Annotated in this window: 23 protein-coding genes and 1 other RNA gene; 16 read left to right on the top strand and 8 right to left on the bottom strand. The window is 39.7% G+C overall.

Annotated elements, in window-relative coordinates:
* Window positions 1-39 precede the first annotated feature (39 nt).
* The 3 genes from yaaA to PVK63_RS15680 all read left to right on the top strand — a co-directional run bounded on the left by yaaA (window position 40) and on the right by PVK63_RS15680 (window position 2762).
* A complete protein-coding gene (gene yaaA, locus PVK63_RS15690; protein ID WP_130087842.1) occupies window positions 40-819 on the top strand; it encodes a peroxide stress protein YaaA in 780 nt (259 codons plus the stop codon).
* A 254-nt stretch (window positions 820-1073) separates the two neighbouring features.
* On the top strand, window positions 1074-1934 hold the full coding sequence (mscS, locus tag PVK63_RS15685) for a small-conductance mechanosensitive channel MscS (RefSeq protein WP_130047745.1): 861 nt from the start codon (window positions 1074-1076) through the stop codon (window positions 1932-1934).
* Window positions 1935-2066: 132 nt separating this feature from the next.
* Window positions 2067-2762, top strand: coding sequence for an oxidative stress defense protein (locus PVK63_RS15680; protein ID WP_130044937.1), 696 nt, complete (start codon window positions 2067-2069; stop codon window positions 2760-2762).
* A 76-nt stretch (window positions 2763-2838) separates the two neighbouring features.
* Here PVK63_RS15680 and serA read toward each other — a convergent pair whose 3' ends face one another.
* From serA to zapA, 5 genes are all read right to left on the bottom strand, one after another.
* On the bottom strand, window positions 2839-4068 hold the full coding sequence (gene serA / locus PVK63_RS15675) for a phosphoglycerate dehydrogenase (RefSeq protein WP_130044938.1): 1230 nt from the start codon (window positions 4066-4068) through the stop codon (window positions 2839-2841).
* A gap of 193 nt (window positions 4069-4261) precedes the next feature.
* Window positions 4262-4918 (bottom strand): ribose-5-phosphate isomerase RpiA, encoded by a 657-nt coding sequence (gene rpiA, locus PVK63_RS15670; protein WP_130047746.1) that lies wholly within the window; start codon window positions 4916-4918, stop codon window positions 4262-4264.
* Between the two features lie 142 nt (window positions 4919-5060).
* Entirely contained in the window at window positions 5061-5642 is a 582-nt protein-coding gene (locus PVK63_RS15665; RefSeq protein WP_130044940.1) for a 5-formyltetrahydrofolate cyclo-ligase, read from the bottom strand.
* 1 nt (window position 5643) lies between these two features.
* A non-coding RNA gene (gene ssrS / locus PVK63_RS15660) (6S RNA) lies at window positions 5644-5824 on the bottom strand.
* Between the two features lie 31 nt (window positions 5825-5855).
* On the bottom strand, window positions 5856-6182 hold the full coding sequence (zapA, locus tag PVK63_RS15655; protein WP_165366879.1) for a cell division protein ZapA: 327 nt from the start codon (window positions 6180-6182) through the stop codon (window positions 5856-5858).
* 256 nt (window positions 6183-6438) lie between these two features.
* On the opposite strand from zapA, the gene PVK63_RS15650 reads away from it, so the two are divergent.
* From PVK63_RS15650 to PVK63_RS15640, 3 genes are read left to right on the top strand one after another with little or no spacing between them, the layout of a single operon-like run.
* Window positions 6439-7008: a YecA/YgfB family protein gene (locus tag PVK63_RS15650; RefSeq protein WP_130047747.1), complete on the top strand. Its 570-nt coding sequence runs from the start codon at window positions 6439-6441 to the stop codon at window positions 7006-7008.
* A gap of 11 nt (window positions 7009-7019) precedes the next feature.
* Window positions 7020-8207, top strand: coding sequence for a 2-octaprenyl-6-methoxyphenyl hydroxylase (gene ubiH, locus PVK63_RS15645; protein WP_165366874.1), 1188 nt, complete (start codon window positions 7020-7022; stop codon window positions 8205-8207).
* A 2-nt stretch (window positions 8208-8209) separates the two neighbouring features.
* A complete protein-coding gene (locus tag PVK63_RS15640) occupies window positions 8210-9424 on the top strand; it encodes an FAD-dependent 2-octaprenylphenol hydroxylase (protein WP_130087841.1) in 1215 nt (404 codons plus the stop codon).
* A gap of 251 nt (window positions 9425-9675) precedes the next feature.
* On the opposite strand, the gene PVK63_RS15635 is transcribed toward PVK63_RS15640, so the two are convergent.
* Together PVK63_RS15635 and ygfZ are read right to left on the bottom strand one after the other, a co-directional pair.
* Window positions 9676-9879 (bottom strand): DUF1107 domain-containing protein, encoded by a 204-nt coding sequence (locus PVK63_RS15635; protein ID WP_130044945.1) that lies wholly within the window; start codon window positions 9877-9879, stop codon window positions 9676-9678.
* A gap of 543 nt (window positions 9880-10422) precedes the next feature.
* On the bottom strand, window positions 10423-11379 hold the full coding sequence (gene ygfZ, locus PVK63_RS15630; protein WP_130087840.1) for a tRNA-modifying protein YgfZ: 957 nt from the start codon (window positions 11377-11379) through the stop codon (window positions 10423-10425).
* A gap of 181 nt (window positions 11380-11560) precedes the next feature.
* On the opposite strand from ygfZ, the gene PVK63_RS15625 reads away from it, so the two are divergent.
* Window positions 11561-11821, top strand: a complete 261-nt coding sequence (locus PVK63_RS15625) for an FAD assembly factor SdhE (RefSeq protein WP_130044947.1) — start codon at window positions 11561-11563, stop codon at window positions 11819-11821.
* Window positions 11822-11900: 79 nt separating this feature from the next.
* Window positions 11901-12182 carry a hypothetical protein gene (locus PVK63_RS15620; RefSeq protein ID WP_130087839.1) on the top strand — a complete coding sequence of 94 codons (282 nt, stop codon included), beginning with the start codon at window positions 11901-11903 and terminating at the stop codon, window positions 12180-12182.
* A gap of 52 nt (window positions 12183-12234) precedes the next feature.
* Here PVK63_RS15620 and nadB read toward each other — a convergent pair whose 3' ends face one another.
* The gene (gene nadB / locus PVK63_RS15615; RefSeq protein ID WP_165367152.1) at window positions 12235-13854 is read right to left on the bottom strand and encodes an L-aspartate oxidase; all 1620 of its coding nucleotides are present in this window, start codon (window positions 13852-13854) and stop codon (window positions 12235-12237) included.
* A gap of 317 nt (window positions 13855-14171) precedes the next feature.
* On the opposite strand from nadB, the gene rpoE reads away from it, so the two are divergent.
* From rpoE to era, 8 genes are all read left to right on the top strand, one after another.
* A complete protein-coding gene (gene rpoE / locus PVK63_RS15610; RefSeq protein WP_130045021.1) occupies window positions 14172-14750 on the top strand; it encodes an RNA polymerase sigma factor RpoE in 579 nt (192 codons plus the stop codon).
* A gap of 29 nt (window positions 14751-14779) precedes the next feature.
* Complete coding sequence (locus PVK63_RS15605; RefSeq protein WP_130047753.1) at window positions 14780-15397, top strand: RseA family anti-sigma factor; 618 nt, start codon at window positions 14780-14782, stop codon at window positions 15395-15397.
* Window positions 15397-16374: a sigma-E factor regulatory protein RseB gene (gene rseB, locus PVK63_RS15600; protein WP_130044951.1), complete on the top strand. Its 978-nt coding sequence runs from the start codon at window positions 15397-15399 to the stop codon at window positions 16372-16374. The genes PVK63_RS15605 and rseB overlap by 1 nt, the downstream gene beginning before the upstream one ends.
* Window positions 16375-16379: 5 nt before the next feature.
* Complete coding sequence (locus PVK63_RS15595; protein WP_130044952.1) at window positions 16380-16865, top strand: SoxR reducing system RseC family protein; 486 nt, start codon at window positions 16380-16382, stop codon at window positions 16863-16865.
* Window positions 16866-16954: 89 nt separating this feature from the next.
* Complete coding sequence (lepA, locus tag PVK63_RS15590) at window positions 16955-18748, top strand: translation elongation factor 4 (RefSeq protein ID WP_130047755.1); 1794 nt, start codon at window positions 16955-16957, stop codon at window positions 18746-18748.
* A 118-nt stretch (window positions 18749-18866) separates the two neighbouring features.
* A complete protein-coding gene (gene lepB / locus PVK63_RS15585) occupies window positions 18867-19769 on the top strand; it encodes a signal peptidase I (protein WP_130047756.1) in 903 nt (300 codons plus the stop codon).
* A gap of 10 nt (window positions 19770-19779) precedes the next feature.
* The gene (rnc, locus tag PVK63_RS15580) at window positions 19780-20451 is read left to right on the top strand and encodes a ribonuclease III (protein WP_130044955.1); all 672 of its coding nucleotides are present in this window, start codon (window positions 19780-19782) and stop codon (window positions 20449-20451) included.
* Window positions 20451-21416 (top strand): GTPase Era, encoded by a 966-nt coding sequence (gene era / locus PVK63_RS15575; protein WP_130044956.1) that lies wholly within the window; start codon window positions 20451-20453, stop codon window positions 21414-21416. The genes rnc and era overlap by 1 nt, the downstream gene beginning before the upstream one ends.
* The last annotated feature ends 68 nt before the right edge of the window (window positions 21417-21484 follow it).

Genomic DNA, 21484 nt, shown 5'->3' with positions numbered 1-21484 from the left:
ACTATCTTAGTATATAAAAATACATAGGATATCTTGCTCATGCTTATTGTTGTTTCACCTGCGAAAACACTGGATTACGAAACGCCATTACCCGTTAAAACCTTTACTCAACCTGACTTTATTGCTGATTCAGCTGAGCTTGTAGAGGTATGTAAACAATTAACGCCATTAGATATCTCCGGCTTAATGAAGGTGAGTGACAAAATTGCAAGTTTAAATGCGGTGCGTTTTGAAGAGTGGTCAACGACGTTTACTCAAGATAATGCTCGTCAGGCCCTATTTGCATTTAAAGGTGATGTCTATACTGGGTTAGATGCAAACAGCCTAACGGAGAGTGATATCGAGTTTGCTCAAGCGCATTTACGTATGTTATCTGGGTTGTATGGGCTATTGAAACCATTGGATCTTATGCAACCTTATCGCTTGGAGATGGGAACAAAGCTAGCGAATGGTCGTGGCAGTAATTTGTATCAGTTTTGGGGGAATAAAATTACAGAGCAATTAAACCAAGTGTTGAAAGCACAAGGTGATGATGTTTTAGTGAACTTAGCCTCAAATGAATATTTTAAAGCGGTAAAACCAAAAGCATTAGCTGCAAAGGTGATAACCCCGGTCTTTAAAGATTGCAAAAATGGACAATATAAAATTATCAGCTTTTATGCCAAAAAAGCGCGAGGCTTAATGGCTCGTTTTATTATTGAAAACAGGGTAAAAAGCAAAGAAGAGCTTAAAGAGTTTAGTGTTGCGGGTTATTACTTTGTAGACGCAGAATCAACAGAAAGTGAATTTGTTTTCAAAAGAGAAGAGCAACAAAAATAATTACGTCACGACAGTTGAATGTATTATTTTTGTAAGTAAAATGTAGTCAGGATAATTTAATCTGCTAGTGTTGGGTAGGTTATTGTAATTCAGGTTGTTTTTCTTTCTTACTGAAGAGAATCGAAAGAGAAAAGTGTATTTTAGAAAGGGATTTTACATCAAGCTAACGCTGATAGTGTTAGAATTGGTATAAATCGTCAATATATGGCAATCATCTCAATTTATACTGAGAATAACTATAAAGGACAAATTACATGGCAGATCAAGGTGCAGTCACTGATTTAGCTACCACAGGTGTGGCTAATTTAGAGCATTGGTTAACAGACAATTCAGAGCTATTTATCACGTATGGGGTAAATATTATTTCGGCATTGGCGATCCTTTTTATCGGTAATATTATCGTTAAGAAAATCGCAGGTGGTGTAAGTAAGGCTCTTCAGAAAAAGAAAATGGATAAGGCCGTTGTCGACTTTGTTCATACGCTAGTTCGTTACCTTTTATTCATCATCGTTTTAATTGCAGCACTAGGTAAAGTTGGTGTTCAAACCGCTTCTGTTGTTGCTGTTATTGGTGCAGCCGGTTTAGCGGTAGGCCTTGCGCTTCAAGGTTCATTATCAAACTTTGCAGCAGGTGTATTAATCGTAGCATTCCGTCCATTTAAGTCTGGCGATTATGTTGAGATTGGTGGCGTTGCAGGTTCTGTTGATTCAATTCAAATTTTCCAAACAATTCTAACTACACCAGATAATAAAATGGTTGTAGTGCCAAATGGTGGCGTTATCGGCAGCCCAATCACTAACTATTCACGTCATGCTACTCGTCGTGTAGACCATGTGATTGGTGTGTCTTACAGTGCTGACCTGAAGAAAACAAAAGAAGTGATTACTAAAGTTCTTGAATCTGATGAGCGTGTACTTAAAACACCGGCACCAACCGTGGGTGTTGTTGCTCTTGCTGATTCATCAGTAAACTTTGTTGTTCGTCCTTGGTGTAAAACAGAACAATATTGGGATGTTTACTTTGATACACTTCAAGCGATTAAAGAGGGTCTTGATAATGAAGGTATTGAGATCCCATTCCCACAAATGGATGTGCATTTAAATAAAGTAGACTAAGGTTTACTTAAATCAATACATGAAATGCTGCCTTCGGGTAGCATTTTTTTTGAATGGAACTTTGGTTGGCTAAGGGAATTATTTATTGTTCCTATAGTCATAACCCTATGATGTTACTTTGAGATATTAACCATGAAAAAAATAATCAGTGCTTTATGTTTATCGGCTTGTTTAACGCCAATGGCTTTTGCTTCATCACCCGATTTTCCTCATCTTGAAGTATTAGGTACAGGAGAGGTGCTTGTTGTGCCAGATATGGCGCAGTTTTCAGTTGATGTAGTAGAAAGTAAAGCAACCGCAGAAAAAGCAAAGCAAGCAGCAGATAAAGCCGTGACGAGTTTTCTTGCTCGTTTAGAAGTACAAGGTGTGAAACGTGAAAATATTAACAGTGGAAATATTCGCTTAACACCAGAGTATCGTTATCCAAAAGGAAAAAAACCAGAGCTTGTTGGGTATAAAGCTATTCGTAATATTACGGTTACGGTAATGGATTTAAATAAGTTAAATGGATACCTTGATAAAGCGCTAGGTGATGGCATCAATCGTATTAATCATATTGAATTAAAGACAAGTAAAGAGAAAGAATACATTGAAGCGGCACGTTTAGAGGCAATTAAAGATGCCAATGAAAAAGCAACATCATTAGCAAAAGGTTTTGGCAGTGAAGTTAAAGGGGTATGGAAGGTTTCTTATCGCAACAACTACAGCCAACCAGTCTTAATGAAAAGCATGAGAATGGATGCAGCTTCTAATGTTGCAGAAAGCTACCAAGATAACCAAATGGTGATTTCAGATTCAGTGTCTGTTGTTTATCGACTAAAGGAATAGTTGCTTAAGCTCAGAAAAATATAGAGCAGAAAAATAAAAAAGGGGTTACCGCGTGGTAACCCCTTTTTTAGTGATGTTAGTGTAGGATTCGAGCGCGGATTGTGCCTTCAATAGCTTTTAGCTTAACTAATGCTTCTTCAGAACGAGCGGTTTCAACATCAATTACGACATAGCCCATATCCGCAGATGTTTGTAGGTATTGAGCGGCAATGTTAATCCCTTCATCAGCAAAAATGCTGTTTATCTGAGTTAGAATACCTGGACGGTTCTCATGGATATGAAGCAAACGAGACGTATCAGTATGTTCAGGAAGAGAGACTTCAGGGAAGTTTACTGATGACAATGTTGAACCATTATCAGAGTATTTAGTGAGTTTCCCTGCGACTTCAACGCCGATGTTTTCTTGAGCCTCTTGAGTCGAGCCTCCGACATGTGGAGTAAGAATAACATTATCAAACTTTTGTAATGGCGATTCGAATGGGTCTGCGTTTGTTTTAGGCTCCACAGGGAATACATCGATAGCTGCACCACCTAAATGACCAGACTCTAATGCATCGCATAAGTCAGGGATCTTAACGACAGTGCCACGAGCGGCATTGATAAAGATAGCACCTGGCTTCATACGGGCAAACTCTTCAGCTCCCATCATGTCTTTTGTTCCTAGTGTTTCTGGAACATGAAGAGAGATAACGTCACATTTATTTAATAGCTCACTCATGGTTTGGATCTGAGTTGCATTACCTAGCGATAGCTTGTTTTCTATATCGTAGTAATAGACTCGCATACCTAAGTTTTCAGCTAAAATACCTAATTGTGTACCGATATGTCCATAACCTATGATACCCAAACGTTTGCCTCTTGCTTCAAAAGAAGCATCGGCACTTTTTTTCCAGATACCACGATGAGCTAACGCATTTTTCTCAGGGATACCACGCAGGAGTAATAGGATTTGCCCTAAAACAAGCTCAGCAACACTTCGAGTGTTAGAGAAAGGGGCATTAAATACTGGAATACCGCGTTTTGCAGCGGCCGTTAAGTTCACTTGGTTCGTTCCGATACAGAAACAACCGACGGCAACTAACTTGTTTGCGGCATCAAACACTTCTTGAGTTAATTGAGTGCGTGAGCGAAGACCAATAAAGTGAACATCTTTTACTGCCTCAAGAAGATCCTCTTCTGACAACGATCCCTTATGATATTCGATGTTTGTATAGCCATCAGCCTGAAAAACTTCAACACAAGATGGGTGCAACCCTTCTAAAAGAAGAATTTTTATTTTTTCTTTTTCCAGAGATACTTTTGCCATGGTCGTTCTTATCCTTAAAAACAAATTTATGATGGGAAGTTTATGTTCAATGATTATAAAGTATCAAAAAATAATCAGTTTGGGTAAGAAAATTACGGAATAGTTAATAAAAAACGGTGCTAATGAGCACCGTTTGTAATCAAATGACATTTTTAACGCCCGATTGGTGGGAGCATTAAGACAAAAAAGAAACTTAATCGAACTTTTTAACGCCTTCAGGAGCGCCTACTAATAGGACATCTGCACCGCGATGAGCGAATAGACCAACCGTTACCACACCTGGTAATGCATTGATTTTATCTTCTAACTCTTTCGCATCAGTAATTTTCATACCATGAACATCTAAGATCACGTTACCGTTATCAGTGGTTACACCATGACGGTATGCAGGATCTCCACCTAGTTTTACTAATTCACGAGCAACGTAAGAGCGAGCCATTGGAATAACTTCAACAGGAAGCGGGAAGGCACCTAATACATCAACTTGTTTTGTGTCGTCGACAATACAAATAAACTTATCAGAGATAGCAGCAACGATTTTTTCACGAGTAAGAGCAGCACCGCCACCTTTAATCATCTCGTTTTTACCATTAATTTCATCAGCGCCATCAACATAAACGTCAAGACCTGCAACATCATTACAGTCAAAAACCTCAATGCCCAGCTCTTTAAGTTTTTCTGTTGAAGCAACAGAGCTTGATACTGCCCCTTTGATTTTGCCTTTCATTGTCGCAAGCGCGTCGATGAAGTGATTTACTGTTGATCCTGTACCTACACCAACAATGCTGCCAGCTTCTACGTATTCTAACGCTGCCCAACCAGCTGCTTTTTTCATCTCGTCTTGAGTCATGACATTCTCCTAATGAAATAATAGTCTTCAAATGAAAGCGGCGTGATTATAACGCACTGTTTTTTCTTCGTCAGAAAAAATAAGTCAGAAAAGAGCAAAAATTGAAGGAAATACAGTCAAAGCAAACGATTTCGGTTGGGGTTTACCAGAACCATGTTTTTTTAGGGGTGATGATTTGAGGTAGTGGTACATCCCAAGATTCGATCGGCAATAGTGGTACTTGCTGGCAGGAATGAGATAAACCTATTGGCATTGGCCCTTGCTGGTCAGTGTGCCAACGAGAGAGGGTTCGATCATAATATCCTCCCCCCATGCCTAGACGGTTACCGGTATGATCAAAAGCCACCAATGGGGTCAAAATAAGATCCAGCTCTGAGGTCGGTACGATTTTTGTTTTATCTAATTTTGGTTCAAGTATTTGGTATTTATTATGAATGAGTGGGGTTGTTTTTGTGTACTCAAGAAACAATAAATGACCCTTTGCAAAAGGGTGTATAACAGGCAAAGAAACTTGCTTACCTTGTTGCCATAACCATTGAATGAGTGGGTCAGTATCAACTTCACCATCAGATGATAAATATACAGCTATCGTATTTGCTTTTTGAATTATAGGGTTGGTAGCACATTGAAGGACAAGCGCGTCAGCAGCTTGTGATTGTTCTGTAGGAGATAAGGTGTTACGAAGTTGACGTATCGATTGTCGAATGCGTCGACGAGATGTCATGGAATACCCCAAAGTGCCGTAGTGGTCGTAGCCCTTGAACCCTAGGTTCAAGGCGGATCAGCAAGGTTCACCGTAGGCTTCTCAGTACGAGCCGAGCATGCTCAGTAGTAAACAAATACTAACCCTAATTTGTGCTTATCGGCTCAGGGACATAGATCCGCCTACAAACACTCCAGGGTAAATTTTATTCTTTTGCTATCCTTAGCGATATTTCTATTCTGCCGTACTTTCCTCTGTTTGGCTAGGCTTAACTGTAGAAATCGCTGCTTCTAATGCATTAGCAAGTAATCCCATACGCTCATAAACATCAGAAGAGTGTTTACTTGCCTCTTTTTTCGCCATATGTAATTCATAGCATATATTTAATGATGTAATAGTTAATAGCTGTTCTGTATTGGTTACTTTAGTTCGTTCAGATAGCTCATTTACTCGGTTATCCAAATCTTTCGCTGCTTCTTTCAATGCAGCTTCTTGACCAGCAGGGCAGTTAACCTTGATGGCTCGTCCTAATATTTGGACTTGCACGGCTTGGCTTGTCATCAATACATTACTCATCGTTAAACAATAGAATTACACCATTCAGAAAAGGGAATAGTGATAAGTGAATGAAACTATAAGAAATGCCGTAATAAGATTCAAGTATTTCCCCTCTCTTTGTTGATGAGGGTTAACTATATTCTTAATAAAACAACAATCTGATGAAAAGATACTCAATTGCGAGAGATCGTGAGTTTTCTGAAAATGCGCAAAGTGGTAGCATTGTGTTATTGATTATAAATTCAGAGATCGTTTTACTATGAGTGAAATAAAAATGCCAACATTCCTAGCTGTAGAGTCAGCGCTAAAGGACAGCGGATTAGCGGTTACCCCATCAGAGTTGCATGGCCTACTTGTCGGAATGGTAAGTGGTGGTTTGCCACTAGACGATCAAACATGGAAGCCGTTAATTTATGATTACACAAATGAAGGCATGGGCTGGCCTGATAGTGCAATTAAAATGGGTGAGCAGGTATTTCAATCAACGGTTTCTGAATTAACGTCTGACGTAATTGTGTTAGAAATGTTGATCCCAGATGACACTGAAACATTAATGAATCGAGCTGATGGACTAAGTGAGTGGGTAAATCATTTTATCTCAGGGTTAGGCTTAGTTGAGCTAAAAATGGACAAAGCATCAGAATCATTAAAAGAAGCCTTGTTAGATTTAGAAGAAATTGCTCGCCTAGGCATTGATGAAGATGATGATCTGGAAGAACAAGAAGCCTTATTTGAGCAAGTCTTAGAACATGTTCGTATTTGTGTACTAACGATTCATGCTGAACTAGGGCAACGAGTACATAAAGACAGCTCTAAAACCGTACATTAATGGATAATGCTATGACACATTATGATGTAGTGATCGTGGGCGGAGCGATGGCTGGAGCAACACTCGCTTTGGCCCTAGAGAAAATGAACCAAGAGACATTGTCAATCGCCGTCATTGAAGCGGTTGAGCCAAAGTTAGATCAACATCCAGGTTATGATTCGAGAAGTATTGCTCTTTCAAGTGGAACGACTCAGCTACTGCAAGATATTGGTCTTTGGTCAGGTATCGCATCATTTTCAACGCCAATTGATCATATTCATGTGTCAGATCGACATCATATGGGGTTGACGGAATTAACCGCTAAAGAGCTTAATGTTGATGCATTAGGTTATGTGGTTGAGTTAGCCGATGTCGGTCGTTTTTATCATCAAAAACTTGAAATTTCACCTCATATTGAGCTTATTTGTCCTGCCTCGGTCTTAGGCATTGATAGGGAACAATCATTATCTAAAATCACTTTATCGACAGGTGAACAGATTTCAACATCCTTAGTTATTGCCGCTGATGGCGCGGAATCAAAAACGTGCAAAAGCATGAATATAGAGAGTCTGAATGATGACTTTGAACAAGTAGCCATTATTGCAAACATCACGACGGATATTCATCCGCAAGGTAAGGCATTTGAACGCTTTACTGAGCATGGACCATTAGCCTTACTTCCAATGTCTCAAGGGCGCAGTTCTTTAGTGTGGTGTGTGAGCCCTGAAGAGTCGCAACAAATACTTGGATATGATGACGATACGTTTCTAGCGCATTTACAACAGGCTTTTGGCTGGCGTTTAGGTCAGTTGACTAAAACGGGGCAACGAGCGCATTACCCATTGTGGTTACGTCGTCAAAAACAACATATATCACACCGTTTTGCTGCTATTGGTAATGCTGCTCAAACATTGCATCCAATTGCTGGTCAAGGTTTTAATTTAGGAATAAGAGACGTATTCTCATTGGCAGATTGTATTACCCTAGCAAATCAAGCAGGTAATGATATTGGCGAATATTCAGTGTTGTCTGCGTATCAAAAACGCCGTCAGCCAGATCAACAACAAACAATAACCATGACTGCAGGATTGGTGTCTATTTTTGCAAATAATGCATTTCCTATGGTGATAGGAAGAAATGTCAGTTTGTGTGCAGTTGATACTTTTCGTGCTTTTTTAAAGCCCTTAACGTTACGAGCTATGGGCAGAGTGAATAGATAATTATGATGCAAAGTGTAGATGTTGCGATTATTGGTGGTGGCATGGTTGGTTTGACCGTTGCTGCTGCATTAGAGAGCAGTGGATTAAGAATCGCGGTCATTGAAAGTCAATTACCAGACACTGATCTAACTGACTTACCAGATGTTCGTGTATCAGCAATCAGTCGAGCAAGTGAATATATTTTAGATAATGTTGGTGCATGGCAGGGGATCACCTCTCGTAGAGCCGCTCCTTACCGTTCAATGACAGTATGGGAGCAAGACAGCTTTGCTCGTATTGATTTTGAAGCAGAACAAATTGCACAACGAAACCTAGGGCATATTGTTGAAAACCGAGTGATTCAACTTTCTTTGTTAGATATGGTTTCTAAACAAGAAAATGTAACGTTACTGGCACCAGAGCGTTGTAGTGGCATTATGTTTGGTGAGAGTGAAGCGTGGTTAAATTTAGAATCAGGCAAAGCAATTACGGCTAAATTAGTGGTCGGTGCTGATGGCGCAAACTCTTGGTTACGTAATCAAGTTAATATCCCACTCACTCATTGGGATTATGGACACAGTGCTTTAGTTGCCAATATACGAACCGTAGAAAACCACACAGAAACGGCTCGTCAAATTTTTAGACCAGAAGGTCCATTAGCTTTTCTCCCATTGAGTGAAAGTAATTTGAGTTCAATTGTTTGGTCACTCGATCCTCTTAATGCAGAAAACTTAGTTTCAATGCCAGAAGACGAATTTAATAAGCAATTGACTGCAGCGTTTGATAACCAACTAGGCCTATGCCGTGTCGAAGGAGAGAGACAAGTCTTCCCTTTAAAAATGCGTTATGCCAAAGATTTTGTAAAAGATCGCGTTGTATTAGTCGGTGATGCGGCTCATACGATTCATCCATTAGCAGGGCAAGGAGTAAACCTTGGTTTAGCCGACGCCGCAGCATTAGCTGAAACGATTATAGAGCTACATCAAGAGGGTAAAGATATTGGGTTAAAAACCAATTTACGCCCATTTGAGCGCTGGAGAAAAGCGGAAGCGGCACAAATGATAGCGTCGATGCAAAGCTTTAAGGCTCTTTTTTCTGGTTCTAATCCAATTAAGAAATTAGTGAGGGGGATAGGAATGTCTCTAACTAATGAGGTTACGCCAGTTAAAGATGAATGTCTTAAACGCGCCTTAGGCTTATCAGGGCGACAACCAAAAATGGCTCAACATAAAGCATAAATAATACCAATCTACATAAGTATTTGATCATTATTGCTTGTTAAAATCGATTATATCTTCGTTATAAATTTTGTAATTAGATCCACTAGTTACTGCAATTTATGCCTTGCTCTAATCGATTTTTCCTACGCAATTATCTGAACAACGACTTATCCAGAATGGTATAATACCGTAAAAAATAAGCATTAAAAAAGGTAGCCACAGCTACCTTTTTTTATTCGTATCGATTTTACATAGTCAGTTTGAGGCTATTAATAAGAAAGTCGTAACCGAGCAACTTCCAAGTTAATCTCTTTTATCATTCGATATTGCGCTCTTTCTGCTTGAGAGGGAACGATTAACTTTCCTTCTTCAAATCGAAACTCACCAATACCATGAATATGAATTTTCCCATTAAACAGTCGACTAATATGTTTAGCAATCATGCTTGGTGCATAGTGCTTAAAAAATCGCATCACCTTGTCCTTTTGTGATTAATACAACAAAGCTCGTAATGTGCTTTGGTTGTATTATAAAACAGAAAAGATGAAGGTAGCGTTACAAATATAGAATAGAGTGATGGTTGAATCAGTTTTTGTACTTTTATCGTTTTAAATTTGATCTTTATCTAATATTAAATACTGTTATTCAGTGGGCATGAATAAAAAAAAGCCCGAATAAATTCGGGCAAACAGTCACAGATGCATATTCAATATATATAGGTATATTGAATTAAATTGTTTGGAGTTAAACAATTTATGCGCTCTTTTTTAAGAAAAGAACACTGTAAAGATAGCTAAATAATAAATGACTTGCTACTTATTCACTTAAAATAAATAAAAATTCAAAGTTTGTTATTGATATCTGCGTTTGAGGTCAAGGTTGGAAATGTAACGATGAAACTTAATCTTACCTTCGACACAGAATTGTTGTGCCTAATTGGATTATTAATTTAAGAAAGGGAATTTAGGAAGTGGGTCTGCAATTTTTTGCAGACCCTTCTTGTTTATGGTGTTGAGTTACTCATCGTCAAGAGAGTAAGGAAGTGGCATTTTTTCCCAAATCGCATCTTGAAGTTTAAATTGAGTGTCACTATCAAGATCATTAGGGAGAATAGCTAAAGCTAAAGTATGTCCATCTTGATATCGGAAAGAAGAAACAATGGTTCCGCCTTTACGCCAGTTCTCACCGACACTGCGCTCAATCGCATCGCCAGCAACGGGGGCTTGTTCTGATTGCCCTGCAACTAAATACATAGCTCGTTTATTCATACCGCGGTATTTTGCTCTTGCTACGGTTTCTTGACCTGTATAGCAGCCTTTTTTGAAACTGATCCCGTCAATGGCTTGTAGGTTTAATGCTTGAGGAATATGCTCATTACTTAGTGCTGCATCAATTTGAGGGTGAGCTTGTTGAATGGTATAAAGCTCCCATAATGACTCATCACATAATGTCGCTTGAGTTAACGATGACATTAAGGTGTCTTTATGTTCACTTGTCGTTACCAATAACCACTGTAGCTTTCCAATTTTAGCGAAAGTACCAAAGTTACAAGTGCGGACACTTTCTTGTGAGTCAGTTTGCTCGTTAATCCACTCTTCAGCCGCAGCGCCAGTTAAGCCAAGTAATACTTCGTTGCTGATTTCAATATCAACTTTAGAAAATACGGCGTATTTTTTGATTTCTGTTAATTCAGTTTCAATAGCACTTTTGCGTTGAAGTAAGGCATAACCGTCATTGTAGTGAAACAGTTGAAATATACTCCATAATTTTCCCTTTGCATCACAGTGACCGCCAAAGGTAATCTCGCCTTGTGTTAAAGCAACAACATCACAGGTTACTTGCCCGTGTAAGTAGGATTTTTTATCGTTACCTACCATAGTTATTAATGCCCAATCAGTTAATTCTGAAATAGCAAAGCTTGGTAAGGGATCGTTTAGGTTTAGCGATAACGTAGAGAAAACAGTACTCATCATGAAATTCTTATCCAGTTAGGTTATCCCTTTATAGTAAATGCCTAGATTTTAAATGTCAGTAAAAAGAAACAAGTAGTTTTATGTCTCATCTTCTTCATCTTGTGACTTTAGATCATGGTTGTCATAGAAATAGACTGATAAACTCCGGTCAGTTATTTCTATTTTTAAGCTAGAGGACCGTATGTACAGTGTCGAAGAAAAAGCACGAGTAAAGTGGGCTTGCCGTCGTGGGATGCTAGAATTAGATGTGGTAATTATGCCATTTTTTGACGAATGTTTTGAAGAGCTAACAGAAGCTGAGCAACAGAATTTTGTTTCATTGTTAGAAAGTGATGATCCAGATTTATTTACTTGGATCATGGGGCACGGACGCAGTGATAACCTAGGTCATGCATCTATGGTAGATAAGATCGTTGAGCACAACCTCAGCAAACTCCGTTAAGTTTACGCTCCACTTTTCCTATATCGCCTATCTCACATTGTATGGTAGTTATATCTACTTGGGATGGGCGGTAATGTTAATGGATATAATTCCATTTCCTTTATTACCTCTCCTCTTTTATTTTATTCATCAGCATATTACATCTATTTATCATCAATTATTAGAGTTGCAAGGCGATTATACTTTTGTAATCAAAGCGTCTGATGATCATAGAGATTGGATTATTAAACGAGTATTTTGGATAAGTCGAAGTATGAGTGTTTTTTATGCGGAAAATGAATATACCAAGCAGTATTTTTATTTATTTAAGGATGCAATAAATGAAGATGAGCAGCATCAATTAGCGGTTTTATTAAGATGATCTCTATTCTATTTCTAGGTTTAGAATAGAGACCAACAAATGAAAGCGAAAATTAGTTGAAATTCTTAGGCACTAAAATTGTAGGACCGGACTCCTCAAGCGCTTCTGGGTAATCTAGTGTGTAATGTAAACCACAGCTTTCTTTACGCTCCATTGCACAACGAACCATTAATTCAGACACATCAAGCAGGTTTCGCAGTTCGATCAAGTTATTAGACACGCGGAAATTACTGTAGTAATCATGGGTTTCTTGTTTTAATAACTGAATACGACGAAGTGCTCGCTCTAGACGTTTATCAGTGCGAACAATGCCCATGTAATCCCACATAAATAGACGTAGTTCATGCCAGTTATGTTGGATTACTACTTCTTCATCTGAGCATTCAACCTGACTCTCATCCCAAGCCGGTAATGACGGAGGAAGAGCTCGGTTATTCATGTCTTTAATAATATTTTCAGCAGCAGACCATGCATAAACAACGCACTCTAGTAGAGAGTTAGAAGCTAAGCGGTTTGCGCCATGAAGACCAGTATAACTCACTTCACCAATTGCAAATAAACCATCAATATCTGTTTGGCCTTGTTTATCAACCATAACACCGCCACAAGTGTAGTGAGCAGCAGGCACGATAGGGATAGGCTCTTTTGTCATATCGATACCAAATGAAAGCAGTTTTTCATTAATGGTAGGGAAATGGTGATGAATGAAGTCTTCAGGTTTATGGCTGATGTCTAAATACATACAGTCTGCACCTAGGCGTTTCATTTCAAAGTCGATAGCACGAGCAACGACATCACGAGGTGCTAATTCACCACGCTCATCGAAGTCAGGCATAAAACGTGTGCCGTCTGGACGACGCAAATAAGCGCCTTCACCGCGAAGTGCTTCTGTCATTAGGAAATTGCGAGCGTCAGGGTGGAATAGGCACGTAGGGTGAAATTGGTTGAACTCTAAGTTCGCAACTCGACAACCAGCACGCCAAGCCATTGCGATACCATCACCTGAAGATACGTCAGGGTTTGAAGTATATTGGTAAACTTTAGAAGCGCCGCCTGTTGCTAATACAACAAATTTAGCGCGAACGGTTTCAACATGCTCGGCATCACGGTTCCAAATATAGGCACCAACAACTTTATCTGCTTCTCCGCCAACTTTATCTTCAGTGATTAAGTCGAGCGCATTGTGACGTTCAAAAATAGTGATGTTGGGGTGATTTAGAACATTCTCTTGCAGTGAGTTTTGCATTGCTTTGCCGGTAGCATCTGCTGCGTGCAAAATACGGCGATGGCTATGACCACCCTCACGAGTTAAATGAAACTTTGGATCGGTAATGTCGGTTTCTTTTTCATCATCGTGATCAAAAGGAACACCGCCATCAATTAACCATTGAACGCAATGTTTCGCATTTTCAGCAATAAAAGTAACAACATCTTTGTCACAAATATGTGCGCCAGCAACTAAGGTATCATCAACATGAGATTCTACCGTATCACTTTCATCAAATACGGCTGCAATACCGCCTTGAGCGTAGTAGGTTGAGCCTTCATTACGAGGACCTTTACTTAAAACGATCACCTTTCCATGTGGTGCGACTCTAAGTGCAAGTGAAAGACCAGCAGCACCACTGCCTATGACTAAAACGTCGCAACTGTGTTCATTGGTTATGTTCATATATTCATCATTTTCCTGTGATAATCCGATCATTTTACCAGAATCTAGGTGGTTGCGTTATATTTTGAAGTGGAATCTTAAATATCAAGAATAAAAAAGTGAAAATGAGAGATAAAAACAAGCTAAAAAAAGCCTTAAATTACTCATTGAACTATTAAATTGATAAAAAAATGTAATAATGACGGAACTTTCTAAAGATTAGAAACTCATACATAGTGCTCAAGTTAATCGTGGTATAGCTGAATTTATTATCAGCTGTTTGCGTAATCTAAACTTTATGCGCATCTAAGAAGAATAACATGGGAGTACCCGCTCCAATGAGTGAGCAGTTAACAGATCAAGTTTTAATTGAGCGTGTTCAACGTGGTGACAAGCAAGCCTTTAACCATTTGGTAGTTAAATATCAAAACAAAGTATGTAGTCTTGTTGCTCGTTATGTAAAAAACAGTGGTGATGTACCTGATGTTGCGCAAGAAGCGTTTATTAAAGCGTATCGTGCGTTACCAACCTTTCGTGGGGACAGTGCATTTTATACTTGGTTGTATCGAATAGCAGTGAATACAGCGAAGAACTACCTTGTCGCTCAAGGACGCAGACCGCCAGCATCTGATGTTGATGCGGAAGAAGCAGAATATTATGAAGGGGCAAGTGCCTTAAAAGAGGTCACTAACCCAGAGAATTTATCATTAACCGAGGAATTACGACAAATCGTATTTTCGACAATTGATGGTTTACCTGAAGATTTAAAAACAGCAATAACATTACGAGAGCTAGAAGGTTTAAGTTATGAAGATATTGCTGCTGTAATGGAGTGTCCGGTAGGTACGGTTCGTTCGCGTATCTTCCGAGCTCGTGAAGTAGTTGAGAAAAAAATCCAACCGCTGATGCAGCGTTAATTATTTCCAACGGTCAAACGGTGAAGACAATGACTGATAAAGAACAAATTTCAGCGTTTATGGATAATGAGGAAATGGACAATGCGTTCATAGAATCCCTATCGCAAACAGAAAGCGCAGAAACCTGGAAAAATTACCATTTAATTGGTGATGTAATGAGAGGCGAGACACCTGAAACACAAGAGTGGGATATTGCCGCCAATGTGGCTCTTGCTCTTGAGGATGAACCTGCTCACCAGTTGAATGATACGGTAACGGAATTCATGCCTTCTCAGCCTACGCCAAGTGAAGCAAAGAAGACAATGCCAAGTTGGTTGACTCAGTTTAGTCAAGTTGCGATGGCTGCGTGTTTCTCTCTTGTTGTTATTGTTGGTGTTCAACAATATAACGGTTCAGAAAGCAATGCGATCCCTGCGAGTGGTGACATTCAGGTACTTGATACGATTCCATTTAGTGGAACGGCAGAGCCTGTGAGTTTAACCCGTGACTCACTAGTAAATAAAACCTCGACAGAAGCAGATGTCATGGAGCAGCGTAAGCGTATAAATGCAATGCTGCAAGATTATGAATTACAACTACGATTGAACGCTCATGATGGTTCGATTGACCGTGATTTACTCGAGCAAAATACAACATTGGCAGAATAATGAAACGTATCCTGATCGGCTTTATCGCTTTGATCAGCTTCTTTCCAATAACAGCCTCAGCAGAAGAAACGCCTTCTGCTGAGGCTTTGTTGCATCAAATGGGAGAGGCGAGTCATAAGCTAAATTACGAGCTTTCTTATATTTTGGTTAAGAAAAACAGTATTGAACCTTTTATGTATCGCCATTCTCATCTAGAGAATATGACGTTATCTCATCTTGTTTATTTAAGTGGTTCAATGCGCGAAGTGATTCGTAGAAATGAAGAAATCACTTATTTAGAGCAAGGCAGTAAACCTTTTTCTATTCAAGCTGAATCTATTGTTGCTCCTATTATCCCTCTTTTACATAAAGAATTGCCTCTTTTAAAACAATATTATGATTTTGTATCAATGGGTAGAGCAAGAGAGGCAGGGTCTCCTTCACAAGTGGTTCGCATCGTTTCAAAGGATGGAAATCGTTATTCTTATATTGTGTGGATTGATGAGCGAAGCAAGTTGCCGTTACGTACTGATTTAGTGAGTAGAGATGGCGACATTATTGAGCAATATAGAGTGGTTTCTTACACCGTTAATGATCAAATTGCAGGATTTATGAATCAGCGTTTAGGTGAGGTAGAGTTACCTAAAGTATTGCCGTTACCACCTACGACACAAGAAGAAGCAGCCTGGTCGATAAAGTGGCTGCCTAGCGGCTTTAAAGCAATTCATTTCAATCGCTATCGTCTTGCTATGAATCAACGAGCAGTTGAAAGCCAAATGTATACCGATGGGTTATTTAATTTCTCCGTGTATATTTCAGAAGCCGATGAATTAAGTCAAAAAGAACAATCAGTACGCCAAGGGCGACGTTCATTGTATAGCTATATACAAGGGGATTATGAAATTAGTGTCGTTGGCGATATTCCTGTAGTTACAGCAAAACGTATCGCTGATTCCATTGTTTTTCGTCCCTCTGTATTAAAAAATGAGGATAAATAACGCCTATGATGACAGCGTTAGCGACAGTACTTGATATTCAAGATGACATAGTTGTTGTTGGTTGCCAGCAGAAAAGCAGTTGTAACCATTGTTCATCGAAAGATTCTTGTGGCACAGGTATTGTATCAAAGGTACTTCCAGGAAAGGTGCATCACTGGGCTTTTCATACCGATAAAAAATTAACCATTGGTCAAATGGTAGAAATAGGTTTACCTGAAAAGAACCTACTTCAGTCCGCTGCTATTGTATATTTAGTGCCGTTATTCTTTTTACTCATTGGGGCGTTTATTTCTGATGCGCTTATTTCTCCACTTGTGGGCGTTGGTGAGCTAACAACCATCGTGGTTGCTGCGCTTTCATCATGGGGCGGGTATGTACTTGCGAAATCACTTTCTCACCGAATTGAGCAGAATACAGAACAACAAGTTAGCTTGATCCGTGTCCTCGGTGAGCCAGTTTCTGACACTATCTCAGTAAATGCTGCACGATAAGATAGCGACTTGCGACGAAATTGGGTAGAATCCCACAACTTGATCTCACGATCCAATCCCATTAACTAATTGAGTTTGTCACATCATTTATGAAGCACATTCGTAATTTTTCTATTATTGCCCATATCGATCACGGTAAATCGACACTATCTGACCGCCTAATCCAAGTTTGTGGTGGCCTGTCAGACCGTGAAATGGCTGCACAAGTTCTTGATTCAATGGATCTAGAACGTGAACGTGGTATCACTATCAAAGCCCAGAGTGTGACGCTCGACTATACGGCTAACGATGGTGAGACTTATCAACTAAACTTTATCGACACACCTGGACACGTTGACTTCTCTTATGAAGTATCGCGTTCACTTGCTGCCTGTGAAGGTGCGCTATTGGTGGTCGATGCGGGTCAAGGTGTAGAAGCACAGACTCTAGCAAACTGTTATACCGCAATCGAAATGGATCTAGAAGTTGTGCCAATCTTAAATAAGATTGACTTACCAGCGGCAGATCCAGATCGTGTAGCTGAAGAAATTGAAGAAATCGTTGGTATTGACGCAACGGATGCAACGCGTTGTTCTGCTAAGACAGGCTTAGGCGTTGATGAAGTTCTTGAAACTATCGTGAAATCAATTCCAGCACCAGAAGGTGATCCTGAAGCGCCAACACAAGCGCTGATCATTGACTCATGGTTTGATAACTACTTAGGTGTTGTTTCTCTTGTTCGAATCAAAAATGGTTCACTAAAGAAAAATGACAAGATCAAAGTAATGAGCACAGGCCAAGTTTGGGGTATCGACCGTATTGGTATCTTCACTCCAAAACAAATTGACACCGATGGATTAAACACTGGTGAAGTTGGCTGGGTAGTTTGTGGTATCAAAGATATCCTAGGTGCACCAGTGGGCGATACCTTGACTCATGCAAAGGGTGGCTGTGAAGAGCGTCTACCTGGTTTCCAAAAAGTGAAACCACAAGTGTATGCAGGTCTGTTCCCTGTATCTTCTGATGATTATGAAAACTTCCGTGATGCATTAGGCAAATTAAGTCTGAATGATGCTTCTCTGTTTTATGAACCAGAAAGTTCGGCTGCACTTGGCTTTGGTTTCCGTTGTGGCTTCCTTGGTATGCTTCACATGGAAATCATCCAAGAGCGTCTAGAGCGTGAATACGATCTTGATCTGATCACGACAGCACCAACGGTAGTTTACGAAGTGGTATTAAATAACGGTGATTTACTGTACGTAGATAGCCCATCAAAATTACCAGCAGTAAATGATTTAGATGAAATTCGTGAACCAATTGCTCGTTGTAATATCTTAGTACCAGCAGATTACTTAGGTAATGTGATCAGTCTATGTATTGAAAAACGTGGTGTTCAAGTTGATATGGTTTATCACGGTAACCAAGTAGCGTTGACTTATGATATTCCAATGTCAGAGGTAGTTTTAGACTTCTTTGACCGATTGAAATCAACGTCTCGTGGTTATGCATCACTAGATTACAACTTCCAACGTTATGAACAGTCAAACATGGTTCGTGTTGATGTATTAATCAATGGTGACAGAGTTGATGCACTTGCTATCATTACTCACCACGATAATGCACAAAGCCGCGGTCGTTTACTTGTTGAGAAAATGAAAGAATTCATTCCTCGTCAAATGTTTGATATTGCGATTCAGGCAGCGATTGGTGCCCACATTATTGCGCGTTCAACGGTTAAGCAGTTACGTAAAAACGTAATCGCAAAATGTTACGGTGGCGATATTAGCCGTAAGAAAAAACTGTTGAAGAAGCAGAAAGAAGGTAAGAAACGTATGAAGCAGATTGGTAATGTTGAATTACCTCAAGAAGCTTTCCTTGCGATTCTTCATGTAGGTAAAGATTAATAGGTCATCACTGATTATTCAGAGTGACGTAAATTAAGCTTTATTACAGCTCAAAGAAAGCGATGATCAATGGTCTTCGCTTTCTTTGTTATTGCAACACTTAACTTAAGGGAATGAAATGGCGAACACTTTTTCACTAATTTTAGTTCTGGTAACCCTATTTACAGGTGTTATTTGGGCTATTGATAAATTCGTTTGGGCTCCAAAGCGTAAGCAAAAAATTGCGGCAGCGAGAGAACAAGCGGGTGGACAAGTTGATGAAGCAACACTAGCAAAAGTCGCACCTCAACCGGGGTGGGTAGAGCAGTCTGTTTCAATTTTTCCAGTGATTGGCCTTGTTTTAGTGTTGCGCTCATTTATTTATGAGCCGTTCCAGATCCCATCCGGTTCGATGATGCCGACGCTTTTAGTCGGTGATTTTATCTTGGTTGAAAAATTCTCATATGGAATTAAAGACCCTGTTTGGCGTTCACAACTTGTAGAAACGGGTAAGCCTGAGCGTGGTGATATTGTTGTATTCAAATACCCACCTCAACCAAATATCGACTATATTAAACGTGTAGTAGGTGAACCAGGCGATACCGTAATTTACAGCTCTTCAAAGCAGTTGTGTGTAAAACCAAAAGGCGAGAGCAAGTGTAATATCATCCCGTTAACGAACATGAAAGACAGTGAATTCATGCAAGATCGTACTAACCTAGTTCAATATACAGAACAGTTAGCAAAAGAGACGACGCATGATATTTTGGTTAATCCTATGAGAGCTGATCGTGTATCAATGTACCAACCACGACCAGGTTACAATGAATGGGTTGTACCAGAAGGAAACTATTTTGTGATGGGCGATAATCGTGACAACAGTGCTGACAGTCGTTACTGGGGTTTTGTCCCTGAAGCGAATCTGGTTGGTAAAGCGGTCGGGATCTGGATCAGCTTTGAATTTGAACGTGGTAGCGATAGTGTGCTGCCTTCCTTTATTCCTACTGGTGTGCGTTTTAACCGCATCGGTGGCATAGACTGATTGAACGATTATGAATGCTTCATTACAACGCCTAGAGAAAAAAATAGGCTATCAATTTAAAGATGAAAATTATTTAAAATTAGCACTGACTCACCGTAGTGCTAATGGTACTCACAATGAACGTTTAGAGTTTTTAGGCGATTCAATTTTGAGTTTTGTTATTGCTGATGAGTTGTATCACCGTTTTCCTAAAGTGGATGAAGGTGATATGAGTCGTATGCGTGCAACCTTAGTTCGTGGTCATACATTAGCTGAGCTTGGTCGTGAGTTTCAGTTAGGAGATTACCTATACTTAGGCCCAGGTGAGCTTAAAAGTGGTGGCTTCCGTCGTGATTCAATTTTAGCTGATGCGGTTGAAGCGATTATTGGTGCTATTTATTTAGACAGCGACACAGAAATCATTCGTGGCATCATTCTGTCTTGGTACCAAACGCGTCTTGATTCGATTGAACCAGGTGTTTCTCAAAAAGATCCAAAAACACGTCTTCAAGAATACCTGCAAGGTCGTCGTAAGCCATTACCAACGTACACAGTAACAAAAATTAAAGGTGAAGCTCATAATCAAGAGTTCACTATTGAATGTATCGTGGCTGGCTTGGATACGCCGGTTATCGGAAAAGGAAGTAGCCGCCGCAAGGCAGAACAGTCGGCTGCTGACATAGCATTAGGACAGTTAAACTAATGTCAGATGAAAAAGAATTCGATCTAGATGCATACTTTGCATCTTCAGAAAAAACAGAAACAAGTGACAACCAACACTGTGGCTTTATTGCGATTGTTGGCCGTCCAAACGTGGGTAAATCAACTCTTCTTAACCAAATTTTAGGTCAGAAGATTTCAATTACATCACGTAAACCTCAAACGACTCGTCACCGTATTATGGGTGTTGATACGGAAGGGGATTACCAAGCAATTTACGTTGATACTCCAGGGCTTCATATTGAAGAGAAGCGTGCGATTAACCGATTAATGAACCGAGCAGCAAATTCATCGTTAAGTGATGTGAATTTAGTTCTATTTTTGGTGGATGGCACACACTGGACACCAGATGATGAAATGGTATTGAATAAGCTGAAAAAAGCAGAGTTCCCTACGGTTTTATTAGTAAACAAAGTAGATAACGTTAAAGATAAAAATGATGTGATGCAGCATCTGCAAACCATGACAGAAAAAATGGACTTTGTGGATGTTGTGCCAATTTCAGCAAAATCAGGCTCTAATGTTGATGTTGTGCAAAAATTGGTTCGTCAACATTTACCAAAAGCGGTACATCACTTCCCTGAAGAGTATGTTACTGACCGTTCTCAACGTTTTATGGCATCTGAAATTATCCGTGAAAAGCTAATGCGTTTTACGGGTGAAGAGCTACCATATTCAGTTACGGTTGAGATCGAACGTTTTGATTACAACCCTAAAATGGATGGTTTCCATATTAACGGTTTGATTCTTGTTGAACGCCATGGCCAGAAAAAAATGGTTATCGGTAAGAACGGCGAGAAAATTAAAACGATCGGTCGTGAAGCTCGTATTGATATGGAAGAACTGTTTGACCGTAAAGTGTATTTAGAGCTTTGGGTTAAAGTGAAATCTGGATGGGCTGATGATGAGCGAGCACTTCGTTCTCTAGGTTATATCGACGATTTATAGAAAAAGCAGGGTTCAGATCGGTCGCAAGCTCCCTTAAAGGGTTCAGAAGAGCCGCGGTAGGCATCGAG

Origin of the sequence: Aliivibrio sp. S2TY2, assembly GCF_028765525.1 — a bacterium.
Lineage (GTDB): Bacteria > Pseudomonadota > Gammaproteobacteria > Enterobacterales > Vibrionaceae > Aliivibrio > Aliivibrio finisterrensis_A.
Note: the sequence above shows the minus strand (reverse complement) of the source record. Positions and strands in the feature narration are given on the sequence as shown.

Bases quoted from the DNA above. Each gene is read 5' to 3' on its own strand.
- PVK63_RS15620 (WP_130087839.1), top strand. From the start codon at position 11,901: ATGGATATAATTCCATTTCCTTTATTACCTCTCCTCTTTTATTTTATT.
- rnc (WP_130044955.1), top strand. From the start codon at position 19,780: ATGAATGCTTCATTACAACGCCTAGAGAAAAAAATAGGCTATCAATTT.
- mscS (WP_130047745.1), top strand. From the start codon at position 1,074: ATGGCAGATCAAGGTGCAGTCACTGATTTAGCTACCACAGGTGTGGCT.
- ygfZ (WP_130087840.1), bottom strand. From the start codon at position 11,379: ATGATGAGTACTGTTTTCTCTACGTTATCGCTAAACCTAAACGATCCC.
- ubiH (WP_165366874.1), top strand. From the start codon at position 7,020: ATGACACATTATGATGTAGTGATCGTGGGCGGAGCGATGGCTGGAGCA.
- PVK63_RS15595 (WP_130044952.1), top strand. From the start codon at position 16,380: ATGATGACAGCGTTAGCGACAGTACTTGATATTCAAGATGACATAGTT.
- lepB (WP_130047756.1), top strand. From the start codon at position 18,867: ATGGCGAACACTTTTTCACTAATTTTAGTTCTGGTAACCCTATTTACA.
- PVK63_RS15680 (WP_130044937.1), top strand. From the start codon at position 2,067: ATGAAAAAAATAATCAGTGCTTTATGTTTATCGGCTTGTTTAACGCCA.
- PVK63_RS15640 (WP_130087841.1), top strand. From the start codon at position 8,210: ATGATGCAAAGTGTAGATGTTGCGATTATTGGTGGTGGCATGGTTGGT.
- zapA (WP_165366879.1), bottom strand. From the start codon at position 6,182: ATGACAAGCCAAGCCGTGCAAGTCCAAATATTAGGACGAGCCATCAAG.
- PVK63_RS15605 (WP_130047753.1), top strand. From the start codon at position 14,780: ATGACTGATAAAGAACAAATTTCAGCGTTTATGGATAATGAGGAAATG.
- PVK63_RS15625 (WP_130044947.1), top strand. From the start codon at position 11,561: ATGTACAGTGTCGAAGAAAAAGCACGAGTAAAGTGGGCTTGCCGTCGT.
- yaaA (WP_130087842.1), top strand. From the start codon at position 40: ATGCTTATTGTTGTTTCACCTGCGAAAACACTGGATTACGAAACGCCA.
- rpoE (WP_130045021.1), top strand. From the start codon at position 14,172: ATGAGTGAGCAGTTAACAGATCAAGTTTTAATTGAGCGTGTTCAACGT.
- rpiA (WP_130047746.1), bottom strand. From the start codon at position 4,918: ATGACTCAAGACGAGATGAAAAAAGCAGCTGGTTGGGCAGCGTTAGAA.
- rseB (WP_130044951.1), top strand. From the start codon at position 15,397: ATGAAACGTATCCTGATCGGCTTTATCGCTTTGATCAGCTTCTTTCCA.
- serA (WP_130044938.1), bottom strand. From the start codon at position 4,068: ATGGCAAAAGTATCTCTGGAAAAAGAAAAAATAAAAATTCTTCTTTTA.
- era (WP_130044956.1), top strand. From the start codon at position 20,451: ATGTCAGATGAAAAAGAATTCGATCTAGATGCATACTTTGCATCTTCA.
- lepA (WP_130047755.1), top strand. From the start codon at position 16,955: ATGAAGCACATTCGTAATTTTTCTATTATTGCCCATATCGATCACGGT.
- nadB (WP_165367152.1), bottom strand. From the start codon at position 13,854: ATGAACATAACCAATGAACACAGTTGCGACGTTTTAGTCATAGGCAGT.
- PVK63_RS15665 (WP_130044940.1), bottom strand. From the start codon at position 5,642: ATGACATCTCGTCGACGCATTCGACAATCGATACGTCAACTTCGTAAC.
- PVK63_RS15635 (WP_130044945.1), bottom strand. From the start codon at position 9,879: ATGCGATTTTTTAAGCACTATGCACCAAGCATGATTGCTAAACATATT.
- PVK63_RS15650 (WP_130047747.1), top strand. From the start codon at position 6,439: ATGAGTGAAATAAAAATGCCAACATTCCTAGCTGTAGAGTCAGCGCTA.